The organism is Sphingobium sp., from assembly GCF_032153725.1.
In the GTDB taxonomy this organism is placed as follows: Bacteria; Pseudomonadota; Alphaproteobacteria; order Sphingomonadales; family Sphingomonadaceae; genus Sphingobium.
Window position 1 is genome coordinate 1 of sequence record NZ_JALDYQ010000012.1, and the last position, 18,714, is coordinate 18,714.

20 protein-coding genes and 3 pseudogenes are annotated in these 18,714 nt (G+C 59.2%); 10 read left to right on the forward strand and 13 right to left on the reverse strand.

Annotated features, from left to right (window positions below):
- Positions 1-50: 50 nt before the first annotated feature.
- Both RUH75_RS05950 and RUH75_RS05955 read right to left on the reverse strand, forming a co-directional pair.
- Positions 51-254 carry a hypothetical protein gene (locus RUH75_RS05950; RefSeq protein WP_313803153.1) on the reverse strand — a complete coding sequence of 68 codons (204 nt, stop codon included), beginning with the start codon at positions 252-254 and terminating at the stop codon, positions 51-53.
- Positions 255-615: 361 nt separating this feature from the next.
- Positions 616-837: a hypothetical protein gene (locus tag RUH75_RS05955; protein WP_313803155.1), complete on the reverse strand. Its 222-nt coding sequence runs from the start codon at positions 835-837 to the stop codon at positions 616-618.
- A 158-nt stretch (positions 838-995) separates the two neighbouring features.
- Between RUH75_RS05955 and RUH75_RS05960 the strand changes: the two genes are divergently transcribed.
- The gene (locus RUH75_RS05960) at positions 996-1,349 is read left to right on the forward strand and encodes an excalibur calcium-binding domain-containing protein (RefSeq protein ID WP_313803157.1); all 354 of its coding nucleotides are present in this window, start codon (positions 996-998) and stop codon (positions 1,347-1,349) included.
- 27 nt (positions 1,350-1,376) lie between these two features.
- Here the strand turns inward: RUH75_RS05960 and RUH75_RS05965 are convergent, their stop codons facing one another.
- On the reverse strand, positions 1,377-1,631 hold the full coding sequence (locus RUH75_RS05965; RefSeq protein ID WP_313803159.1) for a hypothetical protein: 255 nt from the start codon (positions 1,629-1,631) through the stop codon (positions 1,377-1,379).
- Between the two features lie 125 nt (positions 1,632-1,756).
- On the opposite strand from RUH75_RS05965, the gene RUH75_RS05970 reads away from it, so the two are divergent.
- Entirely contained in the window at positions 1,757-2,788 is a 1,032-nt protein-coding gene (locus tag RUH75_RS05970) for an IS110 family transposase (RefSeq protein WP_313803161.1), read from the forward strand.
- Between the two features lie 354 nt (positions 2,789-3,142).
- Here RUH75_RS05970 and RUH75_RS05975 read toward each other — a convergent pair whose 3' ends face one another.
- From RUH75_RS05975 to RUH75_RS05985, 3 genes are read right to left on the reverse strand one after another with little or no spacing between them, the layout of a single operon-like run.
- On the reverse strand, positions 3,143-4,282 hold the full coding sequence (locus RUH75_RS05975; protein ID WP_313803162.1) for a TniQ family protein: 1,140 nt from the start codon (positions 4,280-4,282) through the stop codon (positions 3,143-3,145).
- Positions 4,279-5,202, reverse strand: coding sequence for a TniB family NTP-binding protein (locus RUH75_RS05980; RefSeq protein WP_313803164.1), 924 nt, complete (start codon positions 5,200-5,202; stop codon positions 4,279-4,281). The genes RUH75_RS05975 and RUH75_RS05980 overlap by 4 nt, the downstream gene beginning before the upstream one ends.
- Positions 5,199-6,854, reverse strand: a complete 1,656-nt coding sequence (locus tag RUH75_RS05985; RefSeq protein WP_313803166.1) for a Mu transposase C-terminal domain-containing protein — start codon at positions 6,852-6,854, stop codon at positions 5,199-5,201. Before RUH75_RS05985 ends, RUH75_RS05980 begins: the two co-directional genes overlap by 4 nt.
- A 107-nt stretch (positions 6,855-6,961) precedes the next feature.
- Here RUH75_RS05985 and RUH75_RS05990 point away from each other — a divergent pair, with 107 nt between their 5' ends.
- The 3 genes from RUH75_RS05990 (at position 6,962) to RUH75_RS06000 (ending at position 9,115) form a co-directional block, all read left to right on the forward strand.
- A complete protein-coding gene (locus RUH75_RS05990) occupies positions 6,962-8,299 on the forward strand; it encodes an integrase (RefSeq protein ID WP_313803168.1) in 1,338 nt (445 codons plus the stop codon).
- Between the two features lie 39 nt (positions 8,300-8,338).
- On the forward strand, positions 8,339-8,569 hold the full coding sequence (locus RUH75_RS05995; protein ID WP_313803170.1) for a hypothetical protein: 231 nt from the start codon (positions 8,339-8,341) through the stop codon (positions 8,567-8,569).
- Between the two features lie 342 nt (positions 8,570-8,911).
- Positions 8,912-9,115: a hypothetical protein gene (locus RUH75_RS06000; protein WP_313803172.1), complete on the forward strand. Its 204-nt coding sequence runs from the start codon at positions 8,912-8,914 to the stop codon at positions 9,113-9,115.
- 25 nt (positions 9,116-9,140) lie between these two features.
- Here RUH75_RS06000 and RUH75_RS06005 read toward each other — a convergent pair whose 3' ends face one another.
- On the reverse strand, positions 9,141-9,374 hold the full coding sequence (locus tag RUH75_RS06005) for a hypothetical protein (protein ID WP_313803284.1): 234 nt from the start codon (positions 9,372-9,374) through the stop codon (positions 9,141-9,143).
- An 18-nt stretch (positions 9,375-9,392) separates the two neighbouring features.
- Here RUH75_RS06005 and RUH75_RS06010 point away from each other — a divergent pair.
- Positions 9,393-10,238 (forward strand): annotated as a pseudogene (locus tag RUH75_RS06010) (acyl-CoA dehydrogenase family protein); the annotation flags it as partial.
- Positions 10,237-10,853, forward strand: a pseudogene (locus RUH75_RS06015) (IS3 family transposase); the annotation flags it as partial. The pseudogenes RUH75_RS06010 and RUH75_RS06015, both read left to right, overlap by 2 nt.
- 134 nt (positions 10,854-10,987) lie before the next feature.
- Here the strand turns inward: RUH75_RS06015 and RUH75_RS06020 are convergent.
- Both RUH75_RS06020 and RUH75_RS06025 read right to left on the reverse strand, forming a co-directional pair.
- On the reverse strand, positions 10,988-12,016 hold the full coding sequence (locus RUH75_RS06020) for a putative sulfate exporter family transporter (protein WP_313803174.1): 1,029 nt from the start codon (positions 12,014-12,016) through the stop codon (positions 10,988-10,990).
- Positions 12,013-12,261, reverse strand: coding sequence for a DUF6356 family protein (locus tag RUH75_RS06025; RefSeq protein ID WP_313803176.1), 249 nt, complete (start codon positions 12,259-12,261; stop codon positions 12,013-12,015). Before RUH75_RS06025 ends, RUH75_RS06020 begins: the two co-directional genes overlap by 4 nt.
- A 103-nt stretch (positions 12,262-12,364) precedes the next feature.
- On the opposite strand from RUH75_RS06025, the gene RUH75_RS06030 reads away from it, so the two are divergent.
- Positions 12,365-12,874 carry an Lrp/AsnC family transcriptional regulator gene (locus tag RUH75_RS06030; RefSeq protein WP_313803280.1) on the forward strand — a complete coding sequence of 170 codons (510 nt, stop codon included), beginning with the start codon at positions 12,365-12,367 and terminating at the stop codon, positions 12,872-12,874.
- 70 nt (positions 12,875-12,944) lie between these two features.
- Here RUH75_RS06030 and RUH75_RS06035 read toward each other — a convergent pair.
- A pseudogene (locus RUH75_RS06035) lies at positions 12,945-13,208 on the reverse strand (transposase); the annotation flags it as partial.
- Positions 13,209-13,406: 198 nt separating this feature from the next.
- Between RUH75_RS06035 and RUH75_RS06040 the strand changes: the two are divergent.
- Entirely contained in the window at positions 13,407-13,553 is a 147-nt protein-coding gene (locus tag RUH75_RS06040) for a hypothetical protein (protein WP_313803178.1), read from the forward strand.
- Here the strand turns inward: RUH75_RS06040 and RUH75_RS06045 are convergent.
- The 3 genes from RUH75_RS06045 to RUH75_RS06055 form a co-directional block, all read right to left on the reverse strand.
- Positions 13,550-14,128 carry a nitroreductase family protein gene (locus RUH75_RS06045; RefSeq protein ID WP_313803180.1) on the reverse strand — a complete coding sequence of 193 codons (579 nt, stop codon included), beginning with the start codon at positions 14,126-14,128 and terminating at the stop codon, positions 13,550-13,552. The genes RUH75_RS06040 and RUH75_RS06045 overlap by 4 nt on opposite strands.
- A gap of 82 nt (positions 14,129-14,210) precedes the next feature.
- Positions 14,211-14,789, reverse strand: a complete 579-nt coding sequence (locus RUH75_RS06050) for a hypothetical protein (RefSeq protein WP_313803182.1) — start codon at positions 14,787-14,789, stop codon at positions 14,211-14,213.
- A 34-nt stretch (positions 14,790-14,823) separates the two neighbouring features.
- Positions 14,824-16,020, reverse strand: a complete 1,197-nt coding sequence (locus tag RUH75_RS06055; protein WP_313803184.1) for an alpha/beta fold hydrolase — start codon at positions 16,018-16,020, stop codon at positions 14,824-14,826.
- Positions 16,021-16,427: 407 nt separating this feature from the next.
- Between RUH75_RS06055 and RUH75_RS06060 the strand changes: the two genes are divergently transcribed.
- Complete coding sequence (locus RUH75_RS06060) at positions 16,428-18,701, forward strand: TonB-dependent receptor (protein ID WP_313803186.1); 2,274 nt, start codon at positions 16,428-16,430, stop codon at positions 18,699-18,701.
- Positions 18,702-18,714 lie beyond the last annotated feature (13 nt).

The following is an 18,714-nucleotide window of genomic DNA, read 5'->3' on the forward strand; positions in this document are numbered from 1 at the left end:
CTCAGGAAGCCTGAATCACATCGCGTCGATCACATCAATGGGTCCTGACCCTAGATCGCGGTCGCCATGTAGACGATAAATCCGCTCAAAAGCGCGAATGCCATTCCAAAGCCAATCACGTTGCCCAGCGTTGCTGGCGCGGCTTCTTGGTGCCGCAATGCATAGTCGAGGCTCGTATCATCGACGACAAGGACGACTGGTCCGTCGGGATTGTCTTGCGTTAGCGCGTACATATCCATATCGACCTTGTACATGCTGTACCTCCGTCGCGAGCATATAGCGTTCCTGGTTTGCGTTCAATATCAGGAGCTTGTTTCAACGCGCATTTCATTCTTGTTGCCGACATCAAGTCGACGTTGAGTGTCGCGATCCGGGCGGTAGAAGCGCTGGATGGATGCAGTCGATCAAATTTGCGACCCTTCAGGATTGGGCGGAGTCGCGGATCGACATGCGGATCGAGTGCGCCTGTGTCCGCACCGTCAATATTCCGTCAAATCAGATACTTGTTCGGTTCCGCGTTGACAGCTCTGTGACCGAAGCGGCTGACCGCCTCCGCTGCAAGCGATGTGGCGAGCGCGGAAAGGCACTCATGGCGCCTGCCTATTGGACGAGGCGTTAGCCGTCGTTCGGTGCCGGCGAAACCGCCGTATCGGCGTGAATGCCCTTGCGGAGCTTGGTCAGCGCTTTGGAAATGTCAGCCTCTCGTCGGTCAAGCGCGGCGCCGGCTGCGTCCGCCAAAGCGCTCATAACCCCTCGCACCTGACGAGCGTCGATTGCATCGCTGTGGAAAAGGCCGCGAATGACGGCGCGAATGGCGAGTTCGGTTCCAAGTTCCATGGTTCTGTCTCCAGCGAGTCCCGGAGGCGCGAACATAGCAGTATCGCACGGCATCGTTCACTATGCGGGCGATGGTGGGTGCGGCGAGCAGGGCACCGCGTGCCGGATTGACGACGGCCATGCCTTGTTCTCTACTCGGCGCGGAGGGAGTTGGGGGCATGCCGTATCGAAGACGGTCAACAGTCGTGCCGTTCAAGCCGAGGAGGCGACCGATCGCCCATCGGCCGGCGTCGAAAGTGGGCGTGGCCCTCTATTATATGTTCGGCGCTATCGCGATCGTCACCGTGTCCGTTCTGGGCACAGTGGCTTGGCATAAGCGGGCGGATTTGGCAGCAGCAATGCCGAGAGGCCTGATCTCGGCACAGCCATCCGACACAAGCTGGTCTTATCCCAACTGCCGAGCGGCGAGAAACGCCGGCGCGGCCCCGATCTATGCCGGACAACCGGGCTTTGGCGCGCATCTTGACCGCGATGGCGATGGAATCGCCTGCGAGCCTTATCGCGGCAATTAGCACTGATCAGTCGAACGCGATCGCGCTCTATTCGTCTGGCGGGATAAAGTCGGGCCAAAATCCAGAATCCGGATCACCCTCGTAGTGCGGCGCGCCCTGCTCGGGTGCCACCGGCTCTGGTGGCGGCGGAGGCAGGGTGGGGTCCTGCCCATCGAGATGAACGCGGATCACCGCGCCATCCCTGGTCGCCTGTTGAAAGATCGCGCGCACATCCTGATCTTGCCGGATCTTGCCGCCCACCCATCCACAGCGATCCGCGCTCAGATAGCCGATCTGGTACATAGAGTAATCGCCGGGTCGGTGACCAGCTCATAGTGCGAGGCATTTGTACGTTGGTTGTCCCCCGATAGGATGGAAATAGGGGCTCACGTTTGAGACCGAGCCCTGACACCGATTGGAGGACAACCATGCACCAGTTTATCGGCTTGGACGTCTCGATGAAAGAGACTTATCTCTCCGTTCGCGAAGGCGGAAAGCGGATCTGGCGCGGCAAATGCGCATCTGATCCCATGATCATCGCTTCGCTTATCCGCAAGCGTGCGCCGAACGTACAGCGCCTCGTATTTGAAACAGGGCCGCTTTCGGTGTGGTTCTTCCATGCGCTCATTGCTGAAGGCTTGCCGGCGATCTGCATCGATGCTCGCCACGCGAAGGCCGCCCTCGATATGGCGCCCAACAAGACCGACCAGAACGACGCGGACGGCCTGGCACATATCTGCGAGGTAGGATTTTATCGCGAAGTTCGAGTCAAGGGATACGATAGTATGCTGATGCGCACGCTGCACGCGGTGCGCAAGAAGATGCTCAAGATGACGACGCAGATGTCGAACCAGCTCCGTGGCGTCATGAAGACGTTCGGGTTGATTGTGCCCAAGGGCGGCGGCCACGTGTTCGAAAACCATGTGCGCAACTTGGCTCCCAGCGTTGAAGGGCTTGAACAGATTATTCTGCCGCTTCTCGATGCCTGGAAGATGCTGCGTTCGCGTATCGCACAATTGACCAAGCAACTTGTTGTCTCCGTGCGCCGCAATGAACAATGCCAACTGCTGATGGCAGTTCCTGGTGTCGGTAGCGTCACAGCTTCCTCCTTTGTGGCAGCGGTCGAGGATCCGGGCAATTTCAGGAAGTCTCGATCGGTAGGCGCTTGGCTCGGCCTCACGACCAAGCGCTACCAATCAGGCGAAGTAGATTTTGACGGGCATATTTCCAGGCGCGGAGACGCCCATCTGCGTGGACTACTGTATGAAGCCGCCGTGGCCATTCTCACACGGTCAAAGGCAGAGAACGCGTTACGCTCTTGGGGACTGAACCTCATAGAGAAGGTCGGCTTCAAGCGAGCCACCGTCGCCGTTGCGCGCAAGCTCGCCGTCATCATGCATTCGATGCTTCGATCAGGTGAACGCTTCAACCCTTCGCTGCCAGCCGCTGCTGGGGCTTGAGAAATTCTGTTGATCCGAAAGGAACATCCGCACATCTGCACGAGATTGGGGTCTTATCGATAGTGACATCGACATTTTTGCTGCTATACTCCCGGCCATGTGTCAGTTTCCCAATACCACCGGACTCCAGCGCTTCCTGCGACGTAGCGCGTCAGGGTGATACCAAACCTCCGGACTCTGATATCAAACCACCGGACTGGCACCGCCACAGGCGCCTCGGGTTGGGGGCGGCCATAGGCGAGCCGCGCTTGCCGCCTGAGTGCGCTAGGCGAGTGATTACGCAAGCCGAGAAGTTGCATTTGATTGACGCTTGAGCGGGGGGCTGACGGGGGCCGTGCGGTATGACCTCTCCGCTTACGCAAAGGCTGCGTTGAGGGCGAAGCTCATTTGATACCTGACGATGGTCGATCGCGACATTTTTCGCTGCTTTGCAGCCCCAAATTGCCGAATGAACGTGGGGGACCAGTGTCGTGTTCCGGCGGGATAACTGTCAAGCAGCTCGCGATTCATCCCGGAGACGAAGATGTCGATTGCCAGCGGTGCGTCGGGACCGAACAGCGCAGCGCTCGTCCCAGGATCAGGGTCAACGATTGCGTATGCAGCAGCAAGAAGGCATCGGCGCAGGAGGGGCGACGCGGTTGCGAGCGGACTCGGCGCGTCGTAGGAAAGAAATCGATCGCCCCGCCTGCCGGGCGTCATCGCGTCGCAAGCGATATCATTGAGCCCGATGGCCCTTGTCCTGCATCCCCAACAATCGTGGCCCAGCGGGGCTCGGGTTAGGAGGCTGCAAATGTCTCGCACCTGCTCGAGGAGTTGGCTGGCCGATGTGAAGTTGAAGCGGAACTGATCGGGCGTTTTGCCTGCCATGGCGCCCATGAGCTGCTGTTCGAACGCAATGACGTGATCCCAGCAGACCCGAGCCGCCTTTTCCGCGTCGAGCGTCGACACTGAGGCTCTCTCCAGCGGTCGCCAGCATGCGTTGCAGATCATTCGTAGCGGACCACGGGCAGGCGCCGCAAAGCGCCAATCCAGTGAACCGCAGGCATTACAACGATCCTCCAGTGGCCAGTGGTGCCGGTGGCAGAACCCTGAAGCGGCCAGCACCCATTGGCGCCGGATATAGGCTGGCTCGCCATTGGCAAAACCTTCTGCGAGGCACCGGCTGCACCAGGAGATGTCCAGCCTCGGCGTGGCAATGTATTCGGCATAATCAGCCGGATGAGGTTGATACAGCCAGGTGAGAAAATCGAGCGGTAGGGCGGGGTATTGCCTTCCAATGCTATGCTCGAACAAGTGACTTGCCGACACGTCCAGGCTATCCGCAGTGGCTCTCAGCCAAGCCCTTGTCGGACGAATATCCGGGTGTCGCCAGTCGCCCTTACTATCTCGAACGGCTTTGGGCGCCGAAAGCGTTCGTCCACGCCGCGATCGACGCTGGCGCGCATACCAGGACGTGAGCAGTTCGTCAGCGAGCGGACCATTGGGCGCGGTCATGCCGCGCGCCGGCGCATCGCCCGTTTGGAGCTGGCAATCACTTGCATCGACAGGAGCGGCAGCAATAGCTCGTCGTCGTCGAAGCTGTCGGCGTCGATCATCTCGCGGCCGTTTCGGATCGCCCCAATGGCGACAGCTTCCATCAGTCGGAATATCCGACCTGTCACGCCCTCGGTCAGCGCGATGACGCGTTGCCGGGCTTCGTGGTCATCGAGCCGGGACGGACGGCGCAAGGGGAGCAAACCCGCGAAACTCGCCATTAGCTGGCGTAGGGCGTGATCGTTGCGCCATGCTGCAAGCTCGAAAGCTGCAAAGCGGTCAGCAAGATTGGAATCGGTGAGGATCGCGATGCGCGCATCCTCCGTGCCCGCGCATACGATCGGGATGCGCAGATCGTTGGTCAGAAAGCGGATCGTGTTGAGGAATATCCGCTGCTGGCGCGGCGAGCCCGCCAGCATCTTGTCGATTTCGTCGAGAACAAGCACCTTGGTTCCGAACTCGCCAAGGGTCCGTCGCGCGAGCGAGCGTAGCGATCGCAGGCTGATATGGTCGAATTCGGCATAGTTCATCGCCCGCATAAGCTCGGTGTAGAATTCCTCCTCGGTCGGCTGCGGCGGCATCTGCACCATCACGATCGGCATGGCCGTGAGGCCGGCGCGTTTGTCGTAACTGGTGGCGTGCAGTTCGGCGAAGCGGCTGAGGATTTCGCTCTTGCCCATCCCGGTCGATCCGAACAGGAGAAAGCAAGGCATGCGGCCACGCTGCGGATAGGTCAGCAGATCCTCAAGCCTGCCGAGCGCCGCTTCGGCTTGCGGAAGCGAAACCCATCGATCCCGCCGCAGCCAGTCGATACGCTGTTCATCGGATAACCCCGCCTGCTCGCGATATGCAGGAAACAAATGATCGTAGAGGTCAGTCATAGTCGTTCCTCGATCTGGAACGGGACAATGGGCTCCGTATCGTCCGGCTCGGGCAATGGGGGCAGCGCCGAAGGCAGAAATTGTTGGGAAGGCGGGACACCTACTTCGAGGGCATAGACAACGCGCTGCGCGGATTTCCGGGCGGCCTTGGTTTTGTGGATCGCGTCAAGAACGAGGCGGCGCTGCTCGCAGACCATGTCGAAGAGCGACTGCTCATCCACCGCCTGGCGCCCGCGCTCGCGCAGGGCTTTCACCGCCAGATCGTGCTCGAATTTCGTGATTGGCGGCCGCCGTCGATCGCGCAGCGGCACGGTCAGATGACCGCCATTGGGTAGCTCGACATAGACCGCCGAGAGATTGAGCGGATTGTATTTGATCGGGAGCTTATGATCGCCGCCCACTCCGGGGAGGGTCAATCCGCCGTGCCAGTAGAAGGCATGGAACAGTTCGATGCCCTCGCGCCGGATCTTCCGCATCTCGAAGGGAAGAAAATCCAGGAGGAAGTCAGAAGGATCAGCCGGATGGCGGAGCGGCTCGGAGCGCCTGTCGAGTCCCTCGGCCCAGGCCATGAGCGGTGGCACGCCAAGCGCGCTGTGGATCGAGCCGTGATAAACGCCAACCTCGAGCGTGAACCAACGCTCAAAGTCGCGCAGCGTCATGCACGCCCGCCCTTCCGCGTCGTAGTCTCCTTTGGCCACAACATTGGCGAAGGTCGTTCCCGGCAGGAGATGCACAGCGCCGACCGCGGTCCCGATCAGCCGCTCGATGTGGCCGCCATAGTGCGGCGTGCGCCTGGGTCGGTATTTGAGCGCAATGCCATGTTGCTGGCAGCCGCGCTCAAGCGCCCGCGAATGGAACTCCCGGGCATTATCGAGATGGAGCGTATCGGGGATACCGGATACGGGATAATCGAGTTGGATACCCCGATCCTCTAGCCAGGCCATCTTCGGCAGGACCGCATGACGGATCGCCATGCCGACGGACGTCGCCGACGGGCTTTCGAGCGAGATGTAGAAGCCCGGGATGACCCGCGTTGCGATATCGATCTGCAGGGTCAAGGTCGGCCGGCCGAGCGGCTTGCGGAAATGCTCGTCGACGATGATGATGTCGGCGAGCGTGTGGTCCATCTGGACCACCTGCAACGGGTAGTCCGCAATGTAGGATCGGGTCACGGGCCGATAGCGGTCAGCAGCGGCCTTTGCCCCATCCCGCGCTCTGGTGAGGCGCTCCCGCTTGATCGCGGCAACGCGAGCTTCGATGGTCCTGCGCGTGGGTGCACGTAGACCGTGCTCATGACAAGCATGCCGGATATCGCGCACCAATTGCGCGAGCGTAGGTTTCGGACGGCGCAAGAAGAATTGTTCGATACTGGTGGCAACGAGCTGGTCTGCCTCCGGCGCCAGGCGAGACCGCCCCTTGGGAAACCCTTCAGGCCGGTCAAGCAAGGAGCTGGTCACTGGCGCTTCGCGGTAGCGCGCGACAAGTTCGAAGATGCGCGTTCTGCTGAGGCCCAGGTCAGCGCTCGCCTTTGACATCGCTGCGCGCGTGATCTTGGGCAGGTTGGTGAGCGCACGAATAGCAGGCTCGCGGTTGCAAGCTGTACTCCAGGCTGTAGAATCCGCTCTCGTAAGAGCTGTGCCCGTTTCGGCCATGGCCTACCCCCGATCGTGCCAGGGACTCGTGTTGCCGGGTCCGCCGGTTTTGTATCAGAAATGGGGTGGGCGGGCGAGAGTCCGGAGGTATTGTAGCAGGATGACGATTGATATCTCTAGATTTTCCGGTCCGCCGGTTTTGTCGAACTGACATGCGCGCCAAATCCGCCTTGTCTCCCACTCCGCGCGCTCAGCGTCTGTCCGCGGGCACGGCCGCGGTGTCCGGGGAGATCGTGACGGTGCTGGCGCCGGGCGAGGCCAAACTGCCCCGGCGCCAATCTGGTTCCGCGCAGGATCGCGAGGCCCAGCTCGTCGCCTTGCTCCAGGAACTCGCGGGGGAGGGCGCCGCGCTGGACGCGCTCGCCTTCCGCAAGAGCCTCGAGGCACGGGCCCCCGCCAGCATCAAGGCGCTCGCGGTCGATTGCGACTGCTATGCGCGCTTCTCGGAGAAACAGGGCGGGATCGGCCTGCCCGCCAGCGAAGCGCGGCTCGTGGCCTATCTCGAATATTGCGAGGCGCGTCGGCTCAAGCCTGCGACCGTGTCGCGGCGCCTGTCCTCGCTCGCGGTGGCGCACCAACTGCTCGGGCTTACCAGCCTGCTTCGTGGATCGGTGGTGCGTGATGCGCTGCGCGGGCACCGGCGGCGGGTGGGGGTGCGGCAGCGTCAGGCCGGCCCGTTGCGTTTTGGCGAGGGCATCGGACGCGACGCGGTCAAGGGATTCACGTTGTCGGTCCTGCTCGAAGCCTGCGGCGGTGATGTCGTGGGGCTGCGCGATTCGGCGCTGTTGTCGCTGGGCTATGACGCGGGTCTGCGCGTCTCCGAGCTGGCGGCGGTGGACCTCGACCGGATCGAGCCTCAAGAGGACGGCTCCGGCCTGCTCGAGCTGGCGCGCTCGAAGACCGACCAGGAAGGGCGGGGGGCTTTTGTGTGGCTTTCGCCCGATACGATGCGGCGCGTGGCCTTGTGGGTCAATGTGGCCGCGATCAGGGGCGGCGTGCTGTTCCGCCGGGTGGCGGTGGTGCGGACCAAGGCTCGTGCGGCGCGCCGCGAGCTTGCCATCAGTGATCTCGCCTATCATGCCCAGGTCGACCGCGACCGCATGGCGGCGCAGCCGGCGCGCGCGGCGACCGCGACCTACACGATCGGGGAGGACGCGCTGACCCCTGCCGCCGTGCGGCTGATCATCAAGCGTACCGCGCTGGCTGCGGCCGATCAGGGCTTGGTCGATCTGATGGGCACCGATCTGGCCGAGGCGGTCGACGCGCTCAGCACCCATTCGCTGCGGGTGGGCCTGACCCAGGACCTGTTCGCCAGCGGTGAGGATGCGGGACCGATTGCGCAGGCGTTACGCTGGACCTCCACCGCGACCGCGCTCCGTTATGGCCGCAAACTGGCGCCCTCCGCCAACGCGGCGGCGCGGATGCTGAAAGGCGTCAGAAAATGATGCGCCTGCAGCAAAGTCAGTCCGTCAGCCGGAATGGATATGGGGCACCGGATGCGGTCTTCTTTGTCCGTTCACCGCATCGGAATCCCCAACAACCTGTTCGCGGCCGGCAAGGACATCGCCGGCATCATGAACGCGCTGCGTTGGAAGTCGCCGAGAATGCCGCTTCGCTATAACTGCAACCACGGGCGCGGCGGGCCGCCTGCTTTCAAGCTCCGATCGGAGTGTTTCCGCTTCGCTTGCTGCGATTTTTCGTTCGCTGCCAGCTGAGAAGCTGAATTTGAGAAGGCGGTATGGATTAAACCGCCCGCGCCGACCGTTTCCCAACGGAAGCATCAAGCGTGGGGAACAAGTCGTGCGTCATGTCCTATCGGCCGCAATCGCAACTGTGGCGATCGTCTCGCCTGCAGGGGCGGCGGACCAAATCGGAGAGCAATCGAGCGTGACCCGGTCACCGATGGGCGCGGGCGCCGAGCTTTCGACGGGGATCGAATATCAGGACGGGACCTTTTGGCACAGCGAAAAAGGTCGAAACCACGTCCATTCCCACGAGTTTGCGTATCGCGACCGGCCGGTTCCAATTCACCGCGACCCTGCCCTATCTGCGCATTGATGCCCCTGGCAATGTCGTGGGCGGTGGCGGGGGACTGTTTGGCCTTCCTATCATCGTTGATCGTCGCCGACCTGCGCTGCTTCTTCCTCTGGTGCGGCCGCCAGCATCACCAGGCGGTGCCGGTGAAGGTCGATGCCGGCGCTGTTCTGGCGCGGCAGGAATTGCGCAAGCTGGCGGAGCTGGAGGACGAGCCGGCCTCCTGAACGGTTCGACCGGCGGAGAGTCGTGTCAGTCAGCCGGGGGACGGGGCATGAAGAAATGGCCTTCGCGCAATATCTCGAAATAGTCGCCGAGCCCGCCGCCGCGCAGAATGGGTCGGGCGGCAGCCGTATCATAGATCCCGTCGCGCAACAGATCCCTCCGGATGTGCACGCCGACGACCTGACCCATCACCAGCCTCGTCGCGGTTATGTTGCCATCAAGATCCTTGGGCCGGATCACTTCGGTAACGCGACATTCCATCGATACCGGGGATTCCTTTATGGCCTTGTCGCGCGCGAAGTCGAACGGGTCGATTCCGGCTATCGTTCCATGATGTCAGTGTAGTCGAGTTTCGTGATGTATCCGATCCACGCTTACGGATCGGAAGAGCAGAAACGGCGCTATCTGCCGAAATTGGCATCGGGTGAATGGATCGGCTGCTTCGGCCTTACCGAACCGGATGCCGGTTCCGATCCGGGCGGGATGCGCACTCGGGCGATGAAGACAGATGGCGGGTACCGTTTGAACGGAAACAAGACCTGGATTTCGAATTCTCCGATCGCGGATGTGTTCGTCATCTGGGCCAAGTCGGATGCCCATGACGGGGCCATTCGCGGGTTCGCGGTCGAAAAGGGAGTCAAGGGTCTGTCCGCGCCCAAGATCGGGGGCAAGCTGAGCCTGCGCGCCTCGATCTCCGGCATGGTCAATCTGGACGATATTGAAGTTGGCGAGGATGCCCTCCTGCCCAATGTGGAGGGGCTGAAAGGGCCGTTCGGCTGTCTCAATCGTGCGCGTTACGGCATTTCATGGGGTGCGCTGGGAGCTGCGGAATATTGCTTCGAAGCAGCGCGCGCCTATGGGCTCGACCGCAAGCAATTTGGCCGTCCGCTTGCCGCCAACCAGCTTTACCAGAAGAAGCTCGCCGATATGGTGACGGACATTGCGCTGGGGCTGCAGGCCTCGCTGCGCGTGGGTCGGCTGATGGACGAGGGCCGCTTCGCGCCGGAAATGGTTTCCATCGTTAAACGCAACAATGTCGGCAAAGCCCTCGATATCGCGCGCGCCGCTCGCGATATGCACGGCGGCAACGGCATTACTGAAGAATATCAGGTCATGCGGCACATGGCCGGTAAACGTAAAGCGCGTGCATCGCCTTATCGCCTGGAAGGCCTGAATTTGCGGGCAAAACGCCCCCGCCGGCACGTCATGGCGGCGCGGCGGGTGGAACGGCCGCTACCCTCGAGCAGGAACGAGATCTGGGCGATGGACTTCGTGTCTGATGCCCTTTTCGACGGCAAGCGGTTCCGTGCCTTGACCGTCGTCGATGCCTACACCCGCGAGTGCCTGGCGATCCACGTCGATCAGGGGATCAAGGGTGAGCAGGTGGTCGACGTCATGGATCGCCTGCTATTCGAGCGCGGCGGGCCGCCCGCCAAGATCAGGGTGGACAATGGCCCGGAATTTATCTCCCGGGCGCTCGATCACTGGGCCTACATCAACCGTGTCACGCTGGACTTCAGCAGGCCTGGAAAGCCCACCGACAACGCCTTTGTCGAAAGCTTCAATGGTCGGTTGCGGGATGAATGCCTGAACACACACTGGTTCTTGTCTTTGGACGACGCCAGGAGCAAGATCGAGGCGTGGCGAAGGGACTTCAACGAGACCCGACCTCACACATCCCTGGGGTTCATGACGCCTGCCGAATTTGCTTCATCGGCCGGGGTTAACCCCGGCCGATGAAGCGCCGGATCTCTCGTTCTGGCCGGTGGCAGAACTGGGACAGGGTCATTCGTGGTCCAGACTATCACAGTCCTTGGGCCACTCGACGGGGGGCACATCAATTCTCCAAAAAAATCGACGATCGGTGAAATCGATCAGGCTAGGCCGACGAAGCGCAGCACCGACAGAGCCATCACGCCCAGTGCGATGAGCGAAAGGACGACGACGCAGATAACGCGCGGACCCGCCGCCCAGACGCTGCGCAAATCCACCCCCAGTCCCAGTCCTGCCATGGCCAGCACTGTCAGCATACCGCTGGCGCTGCCGGCCGGCGCCACCAGCATATCGGGTAAAGCGCCCAGCGAACGCAGTAACGCCAACAACAGGAAGGCAATGATGAAGGGTGGCAGAAAATGGGTGATGCCGGCGCGGCGGCTGTCGGGCACGCCTTGTCGGTTGGCGCGACGGGCGGCGAACAACGATAGACAGGTCACGACCGGTCCCAGCATCAATACGCGGACAAGCTTCACGACGGTGCCGATCTGCAACGCCGCGGGTCCCATCGATCCGGCGGCCGCCAGCACCTGCGGTACGGCGTAGACGGTTAACCCAGCCAGCGCCCCACCGGCCAGCGGACTGAGTTGCAGCTCTCCTGAGATCGCGGGCAATACCAGGACCACCACCACACCCAATACAGCGGTAAAGGCGATGGCGGTGGCCACGTCCTTGCTGTCCGCGTCGATGGTCGGTGCGACAGCGGCGATCGCAGAGTTGCCGCAAATGGCATTGCCGCACGCGACCAGCATGGCAATGCGCGACGGCAGGCCGAACACGCGGCCAAGCAGGAAACTGGCAGCGATCGCGCCGAACACGGTCGCGACGATGCCCGCCATCAGGGGCAGGCCAGCGGCGAGGATCGTACCCAAGCTGATCGTCGCGCCCATCAGTGCCACGGCCAGTTCCAGTATCGTCTTGGCCGCACATTGGATGCCCGTGTCGAAGCGTTGTGGCGGTGTCCAAATCGTGCGCAATGCGGTGCCCAGCAGGATCGCGAGGACAAGTCCTTCAAGCCAGCGATGGCCGGTGACCATCAACTCGACATGTTCAAGCAGCAACGCGCCGAGGGAGATCATTGCGCACAGGATCAGGCCCGGCAGCGACGATCGGACCGTCAACAGACTCATCTCGCCTGACGGTGCGTCAGCTGGACATTGTCATGCTCTCCAACCCGATGGGTGACCATGCGCCGATGAAGCAGCTGGATCTGGTCACTGCCGGTGGTGGTGAACAGGAAGGGAAACAAGCCGTGACACAGGCAAGCGATCCCACCCGCCACCATGCGGATACCGAAACCGGCCGCCGCCCGCATATGTTCGAAATAGGTTTCGCCGATGGCGCCTGGATGATCGGTGAATGGGTTGACCGACATATATGCCTCCCTAGAATGTGAAGAGCATATTAGTTTTAATATTGCCGAAAATTATCCCAATTCGTATGACATTTATGGATATATGGATTATTATATCCCATATATGAACACAGATATCAAAATTGATTCTATAGACGTTCGCATCCTGAACGTGCTTCAGCGCGACGCGTCCTTATCGATGCAGCAGATTGGCGAGGAAGTGGGGCTATCAGCCAATCCCTGCTGGCGCCGGATCAAGCGTCTGGAGGATCTGGGCATCATCCAGCGTCGCGCCGCCATCATTGATACGGCACGTCTGGGGCTTGGAATGACCTGCTTCGTCTCAATCCGTACTAACCGGCACAGCAAAGATTGGCTGGACAGTTTCGCTAAGGGTATCCTGATGATCCCGGAGATCGTCGAATGCCACCGCATGACCGGCGACGTCGATTATCTGCTGAAGATCGTGATCGCCGACATCGCCCATTATGATCGGGTCTATCGTCGGCTGATCGCCACCGTGCCGGAACTGGCCGATGTCAGTTCTACCTTCTCGATGGAGCGGCTGAAGAACGAAACGGCGATCGACCTGTCCAGCATCAGCAGGCGCGTGAGCGGAGTGTCCGTGGAATAGGCGCCTCCGCTCAGCCCGCAAACGCCAAGGAAAGTTGATGGTGTGAACGGCCTTCGGGGACTAGAGACTGTTATGAACCCGCGGCGAGAGCTGCGACTTGCTTTATCATGAGGCAAGCGAAAGCGACGACGTGTAATCCTGCGAGGGTGTGGGCGTATCGTTCGTAGTCCTTGACCAGCCTGCGAAATTTTGCGGGCCATGCGGACGATCGTTCGACCACCCATCGACGCGGCAGGAGAACGAAGCCGCGCTTTGCTTCGGGCAATTTGACGACCTCGAGTTGGATGCCATGGCCGGCGGCGGCATCGGCTGCCTTGGCACCGGTATAGCCTTGGTAGCAAGCGAATACGATCGAGGTCTGGTCGCTTGCGAGTCATTCGCCACTCTATCAGGCGATGCGGAATGCGATTGCCGCTGCCGACATGCCCTATAGGTCGCTTAATCTGTGCAACAATGTCCGTTCGATGATCGCTATTGTCACAGCGGCAGGAGGTATGGCATTTTTTTTCCGAAGCCGATGGTCATCCAGCAGATGACCGACGGTTCGCTGGTGAGGATCGCAAGAGCCGAGGATCCCCGGCCCATTGAATTCTATGTAACGGTGCGAGCCGCAGAATATGACCCGCTGGTGCTTGAAATCTTCAAGCGTTCCAGCCTGCTCAACCTGACGCCCAATTAATTGTGCGGAAAGCAATGTAAAAAGGCGATTTCTTCAATCGGTTTCCGACCGCTCGGCTTTTCGCGTTCGCGCAGCTTTTCAGGGAGGTCGGTCGCGTCCGCGATCCGGCCGATGGCGACCGCGGCTTCGATGCGGAAACCTTCGGGCATGTTGAGTTCCAAAGGAATGCGGTCAAACTCAATGCCGACCATGCCGTGGCTATGATATCCCAGCATTAGTGCTTGCAGACCCATTTGCGCCCATGCGGCCCCAGCATCGAAACTGTGGCTGTGAGAGGGCTTTTCAGGGCTGCCCATGATTGTCTCTGAAAAGATGAACACCAGCACCGAAGCGTTTTTTGCCCATGATTGATTGAAAGGGATAAGCAGATTGATGAACCTGTCCCAAGCTTCATCGTCGCGATGGGCGTAGACGAACCGCCACGGCTGATAATTAAAGCAAGACGGTGCCCAGTGGGCTGCATCGAGGATCGTGCGCATATCCTCGCGCGGCATGGCAGAACCGTCAAAAGCCCGCGGCGACCAGCGTTCGAGGAAAAGTGGTGAGATTGCCGTATCGGAGGTGCGCTTGGTCATTGTGTCGTCTCTTCGATATCAAGCTTGAATTTGTTCTCCGCCGCGCACCGGGCGATTTTCCTGACCTGCAAGCGTGTCATGTTTACGGCATGCTCTTGAAGGTCCATCCGTCAGGAATATTCCAATATCCAAGAGTAGCAGGCGGCATGTCGGGCATTCGGTCTGGCAGTGCCATGACCACCCTCCAGTTGGAAGCTCCCTCTCCAGCCATCACCCGCATATGGATGTTATCAGCAATGCTGAATTTCTGTAACGACGAGTTGGCCGATTGGTCGAGCTTTGGATAGCCCAGCAGGAGGGCAAGTCGCTGGCCATTGGATAGCGGACGAGGCTCGAGTCCGGTCTGAACTCCCGCAGTCGGCGTCTCGGGACGCACACCTATGAGCATTGCCTGATCAGTATGAAACATCCAGACGCTCCCGACCGGTACGACCTTGTCCAGCTCAGTGAATATTCCATCGATCACAGACGCAGAGTCTGCCGGTTTGCTGAACCAGATGTCGAGCAAGCGTCGCGCGCAGCGGTCTATCGTCGGATGAACAGCGTTCTGGTCAGAAGATTGGGCCGTCGCCAGGGACGATATGCCCGTCATGGTTGCAGCCAAGCCTGCTGAAAGAGCAAGTCCAACCTTGGTGAAATGCCGCCGCGAAACATCGACCATCGCTACCTCCCGCAAATGTCAAATATGAAGGCCATCAGGCCCGCCTGACTTCGAACACTTCGCTCAGCCAGTCGCTGATAGCGTTTGTGGTGGTTCGCGGATTATCGACATTGCAGTGCATGTCTCCTCCAATTTCTGGCCCAATAATCATGAGTTCGGCGCGCGGACTGCCACTCGCTTCGACGAACATTCGCTTTGCCATGGCTACTGGCGATTGCGGGTCATTTTTGCCGTGCACGATTAACAAGGGCACCTTGATCTTTCCAATGTCGCCCGAAATATTGTAGCTCTCCATCTTGTCATAGAGGTCAATATTGTCCTTTGCGCCATGCGACCAGCGCTGCTGCCGCGCCCGCTCTTCATCATAGGCGGAGGGTAAAGGGGTCCCATTTTTTGGCTTGCCGTTGGGGAAATAGCGATGGGTCGGGAATTTATAGGTCGCCCCCCAGACGACGCACGCGCCGATACGGCTTTCCCGCGCTGCCGCGCGCGGGGCGAAATAGCCACCAAAGCTGCTTCCGCAAACGCCGATGCGGGTTGGATCGACCTCTGGAAGAGTGCTGATATGATCGATGATGGCACCGGTGTAATATTCGGAGTCTGGGCGGTATTTTAATCCATGATGATAACGCGCTGTGCCTGATCCTGGATGATCTATGCTCAGGGACGCAATTCCTCTCGTCGCGAGGTTTTGTACAATGCCGATAAGATACTGCCATTCGATTGTGCTGTGTGTACCATTGAGATGGATCACCACAGGGGCGGGCCCCTCGCGATCGGCCGGCGTGAAAAGGGCGTCCAGCTTCATCCCCTCGAAGGGCACCTGAATGAACCTGGATCGCCGGTGTTCACCACCAGAAAGCTGGAGCGCACGCTTGAAGGCCGCCCTCTGCCTGTCAAAGACAGTCAGTTTTCTCGGGTCGTAGAAATCGTCCATCAACAGTTCGAGGCAGTTGAGGATGGCGGTAAGCCTGAACGATTTGTCTCCAGCGCTGATAGCGCGCTTCATTCGTAGATCGTCAGCGATCAGCCTGTCCAACTTGTCCGCGACAGTCGTAAATCCTGAAATCAGGGCTTCCTTGAATTCCTTGTCATTTTCGCTCTTTCCTGACCGCATCACGGCTTGAGCGGATCGGCATGCGTCATCCATGTCGCCGGCAGTCGCGCCGGAGGCCATCGCGTTGTTAAAGAGTAGATTGGGCCAATACACGCCCGGGAAATATTCCATCATGGTCTATCTCTCCCTCCCATCGGTCCCTACTTTCATCATTCGGTTGCGTAGTGTTCAGGCAAACATGAGTATCGCTCAATGTGTGATCGCACATAATCCTGTCAAGCCGTCATTTTTCCCTGGCCGATTTATATGGGGTCTGGCCGCCTCCAACACTGACTTCCTGGGTAAAAGTTCTCATTGATCGCCATTTATTTCGGATGATCTGCCAAATTTCCGTGTCAAAGCAGCTCTTGCACAAATCCCTAATCGGCGATACATCCGTTTATAGATCAGTGATCTCAGAGAATAAGAGGGGTGGGGTGCTTGAATGCTCCCCGCTGTTAGATGGGAAGGGAAAGACGTGTCTTTCAACCAATGCCCGCACACCTCTGACACCTGTAAACTCGCCAAGAGGGAGAGAAACAATGCCAATCTTTTCAGGGAGCTTCGAAGGGGAAATCCTAAATTCCAGAAGGGAAGGAGCGGTCTTCCGATTGCTCGGCGGACATGCAAAACGCGTTTTTTCGGCCAAGTCCGCAGTCGTGGCGTTAATGGCGGCATCTCTGCTGAGTGGAGAAGCTATGGCGCAGGAATCGAACAACGACAGCGCCCAATTTGGTCTCGGAGACATCATCGTTACCGCTCAGAAGCGAGAGCAATCGCTGCAGAAAACGGCTCTGGCCGTTAGTGTGCTAGGTGCCGGTGCTCTTGAAAATGACCGCATTGTGGACTTTGGTCAGGTTGGCGCGCGCATCCCTGGTTTCAGCATGAGTCAGCCCATCAAGACGCAAACGACGATAGCAATCCGTGGCGCAGGGTCCGTTGAAGATTCCGCTGGCGCGGATCAGGCTGTCGGTGTTTTCATTGACGACGTGTATATGGGAAACCCATCGACGTTCGATTTCGACCTTTTCGATCTTGAGCGGATAGAAATCCTGCGTGGGCCCCAGGGCACCATATTCGGCAAGAATGTCGTCGGGGGTGCGTTGAACATCATCACACGGAACCCCGGCGATGAGGTTGTCGCCAAGACCGAAGTCACACTAGGCCGATTCAATCGTTTCGATGTTCGCGGCAGCTTGAGCGGTCCACTGGTCGAAGATGAACTGTCCGGCTTGATTTCCTTCAGCTCGCGCAGTTCGGACGGCTATACGTTTAACACCTTCACTGGTAAGCGCCTGGATCAGGATGATCAGGTCAGCGGCCGCGCCAAGTTGCGGTGGACACCGGGTGATCGTATCGAAGTCCTGGTTGGTGGTGACTATTCCCGGGATAAATCATACGGAATTTCGCGCATCTATCTCGGTCCCGCACTTCCGGTCGTCGGAACCATAACTGAGCCGGGCAGGGTGAGCCAAGACCTGGACGGTGGGTATGACAGGACGATGTGGGGCGCAAATGCACGGATAAGCTACAAGCTGGATCAAGGCGAGATCGTATCCGTAACCGCCTATCGCGAGAGCCAGCACAACACGGCCACCGATGCCGACGGAACGCCATTTCCCGCAGTTCACTTCACTGATATTGACGCAGACATCAAGCAATTCTCGCAAGAACTGCGTCTTTCGAACAAAATCGGCGATCTGGATTATATTGCCGGCATATATTATTTCTTCAATGATTACGCACGGATTGAGAGCCTCCATCTGGAGGGACCGCCGGGATCTTTTCTGGATACAGTTGCAGGAATTCCATTTCCCGAAATATTGGGCCAGCGGATCAAGACCAAATCCTATGCCGCATTTCTGCAAGGCACTTACCATGTCGCCGATGCCATACGTTTGACGGCCGGCGCCCGCTACACCTGGGAGAAGAAATACGGAAACACCGTCTGTATTCTGCCGGGCCTTCAGTGTGGAGAAGTGTATGACGTCGCGGTGAGCAAACATTGGTCCGCAGTGACGCCCAAATTCACGATCGATGCGGATCTTGCGGATGGCATATTCGGCTATGCAACCGTTTCTCGCGGGTTCAAAAGCGGCGGCTTTGCCTCCGGGTTTGAGTTGCCTGCGAGCGCAGAGGTGCCGTTCGATCCGGAATATGCCTGGAACTATGAACTGGGGCTCAAAACCCGATTCTTCGACAATCGCTTGCAGGTCAACATTGCGGGCTATTATGTCGATTATACCGATCTGCAGGTCCGTTTCTTCAACGGCACCGGACAAACGATCGTCGGAAACTCCGGTTCATCAACCAACAAGGGCGTCGAGATTGAAATGGTCGCGCTTCCCGCGCGTGGTCTCGATCTCTGGTTGAACTACGCCTACCAGAAAGGCAAATATAAGGAACTGGTTCTGGAAGGTGAGGATTTCGGCGGCAATACCACCATTTTTACTCCTAAACATTCCTTGTCTTTTGGAGCGAGCTACACGCTGGAAACAGCTGGTGGCTCTGAGATAAAGTTTTCAGGTGACTATACCTACAAAAGCTTGGCTTACACAACACCGGAAAACGACCCTCTTCAGGGCACGAAATATGACGGTATTGTCAATGCATCGATAAGCTACACTTTCCCCAACAAACAATGGGAAATTCAGCTCTGGGGCAAAAATCTGACGAACGAACGTGTCCGGCTGGGGACATCCAGATTTGGCCTGTTCGTGCTTCCCGTCAATGATTTTCTGAACGGTGAGCCTTCCTATCAAAGCCATTTCGGACCGCCAACGACCTGGGGCGTTACCGTGCGCGCCAATTTCTGAAACAAGTGAATCT

What these genes read in the sequence shown, in the direction of transcription:
- RUH75_RS05975 (WP_313803162.1), bottom strand. Translation starts at nt 4,282, where the DNA reads ATGACCGCGCCCAATGGTCCGCTCGCTGACGAACTGCTCACGTCCTGG.
- RUH75_RS06020 (WP_313803174.1), bottom strand. Translation starts at nt 12,016, where the DNA reads ATGAGTCTGTTGACGGTCCGATCGTCGCTGCCGGGCCTGATCCTGTGC.
- RUH75_RS06030 (WP_313803280.1), top strand. Translation starts at nt 12,365, where the DNA reads ATGAACACAGATATCAAAATTGATTCTATAGACGTTCGCATCCTGAAC.
- RUH75_RS06000 (WP_313803172.1), top strand. Translation starts at nt 8,912, where the DNA reads ATGCCCCTGGCAATGTCGTGGGCGGTGGCGGGGGACTGTTTGGCCTTC.
- RUH75_RS06055 (WP_313803184.1), bottom strand. Translation starts at nt 16,020, where the DNA reads ATGATGGAATATTTCCCGGGCGTGTATTGGCCCAATCTACTCTTTAAC.
- RUH75_RS05970 (WP_313803161.1), top strand. Translation starts at nt 1,757, where the DNA reads ATGCACCAGTTTATCGGCTTGGACGTCTCGATGAAAGAGACTTATCTC.
- RUH75_RS06025 (WP_313803176.1), bottom strand. Translation starts at nt 12,261, where the DNA reads ATGTCGGTCAACCCATTCACCGATCATCCAGGCGCCATCGGCGAAACC.
- RUH75_RS05960 (WP_313803157.1), top strand. Translation starts at nt 996, where the DNA reads ATGCCGTATCGAAGACGGTCAACAGTCGTGCCGTTCAAGCCGAGGAGG.
- RUH75_RS06050 (WP_313803182.1), bottom strand. Translation starts at nt 14,789, where the DNA reads ATGGTCGATGTTTCGCGGCGGCATTTCACCAAGGTTGGACTTGCTCTT.
- RUH75_RS05980 (WP_313803164.1), bottom strand. Translation starts at nt 5,202, where the DNA reads ATGACTGACCTCTACGATCATTTGTTTCCTGCATATCGCGAGCAGGCG.
- RUH75_RS06060 (WP_313803186.1), top strand. Translation starts at nt 16,428, where the DNA reads ATGCCAATCTTTTCAGGGAGCTTCGAAGGGGAAATCCTAAATTCCAGA.
- RUH75_RS05985 (WP_313803166.1), bottom strand. Translation starts at nt 6,854, where the DNA reads ATGGCCGAAACGGGCACAGCTCTTACGAGAGCGGATTCTACAGCCTGG.
- RUH75_RS06005 (WP_313803284.1), bottom strand. Translation starts at nt 9,374, where the DNA reads ATGGAATGTCGCGTTACCGAAGTGATCCGGCCCAAGGATCTTGATGGC.
- RUH75_RS05950 (WP_313803153.1), bottom strand. Translation starts at nt 254, where the DNA reads ATGTACAAGGTCGATATGGATATGTACGCGCTAACGCAAGACAATCCC.
- RUH75_RS06045 (WP_313803180.1), bottom strand. Translation starts at nt 14,128, where the DNA reads ATGACCAAGCGCACCTCCGATACGGCAATCTCACCACTTTTCCTCGAA.
- RUH75_RS05965 (WP_313803159.1), bottom strand. Translation starts at nt 1,631, where the DNA reads ATGTACCAGATCGGCTATCTGAGCGCGGATCGCTGTGGATGGGTGGGC.
- RUH75_RS06040 (WP_313803178.1), top strand. Translation starts at nt 13,407, where the DNA reads ATGACCGACGGTTCGCTGGTGAGGATCGCAAGAGCCGAGGATCCCCGG.
- RUH75_RS05995 (WP_313803170.1), top strand. Translation starts at nt 8,339, where the DNA reads ATGGGGCACCGGATGCGGTCTTCTTTGTCCGTTCACCGCATCGGAATC.
- RUH75_RS05955 (WP_313803155.1), bottom strand. Translation starts at nt 837, where the DNA reads ATGGAACTTGGAACCGAACTCGCCATTCGCGCCGTCATTCGCGGCCTT.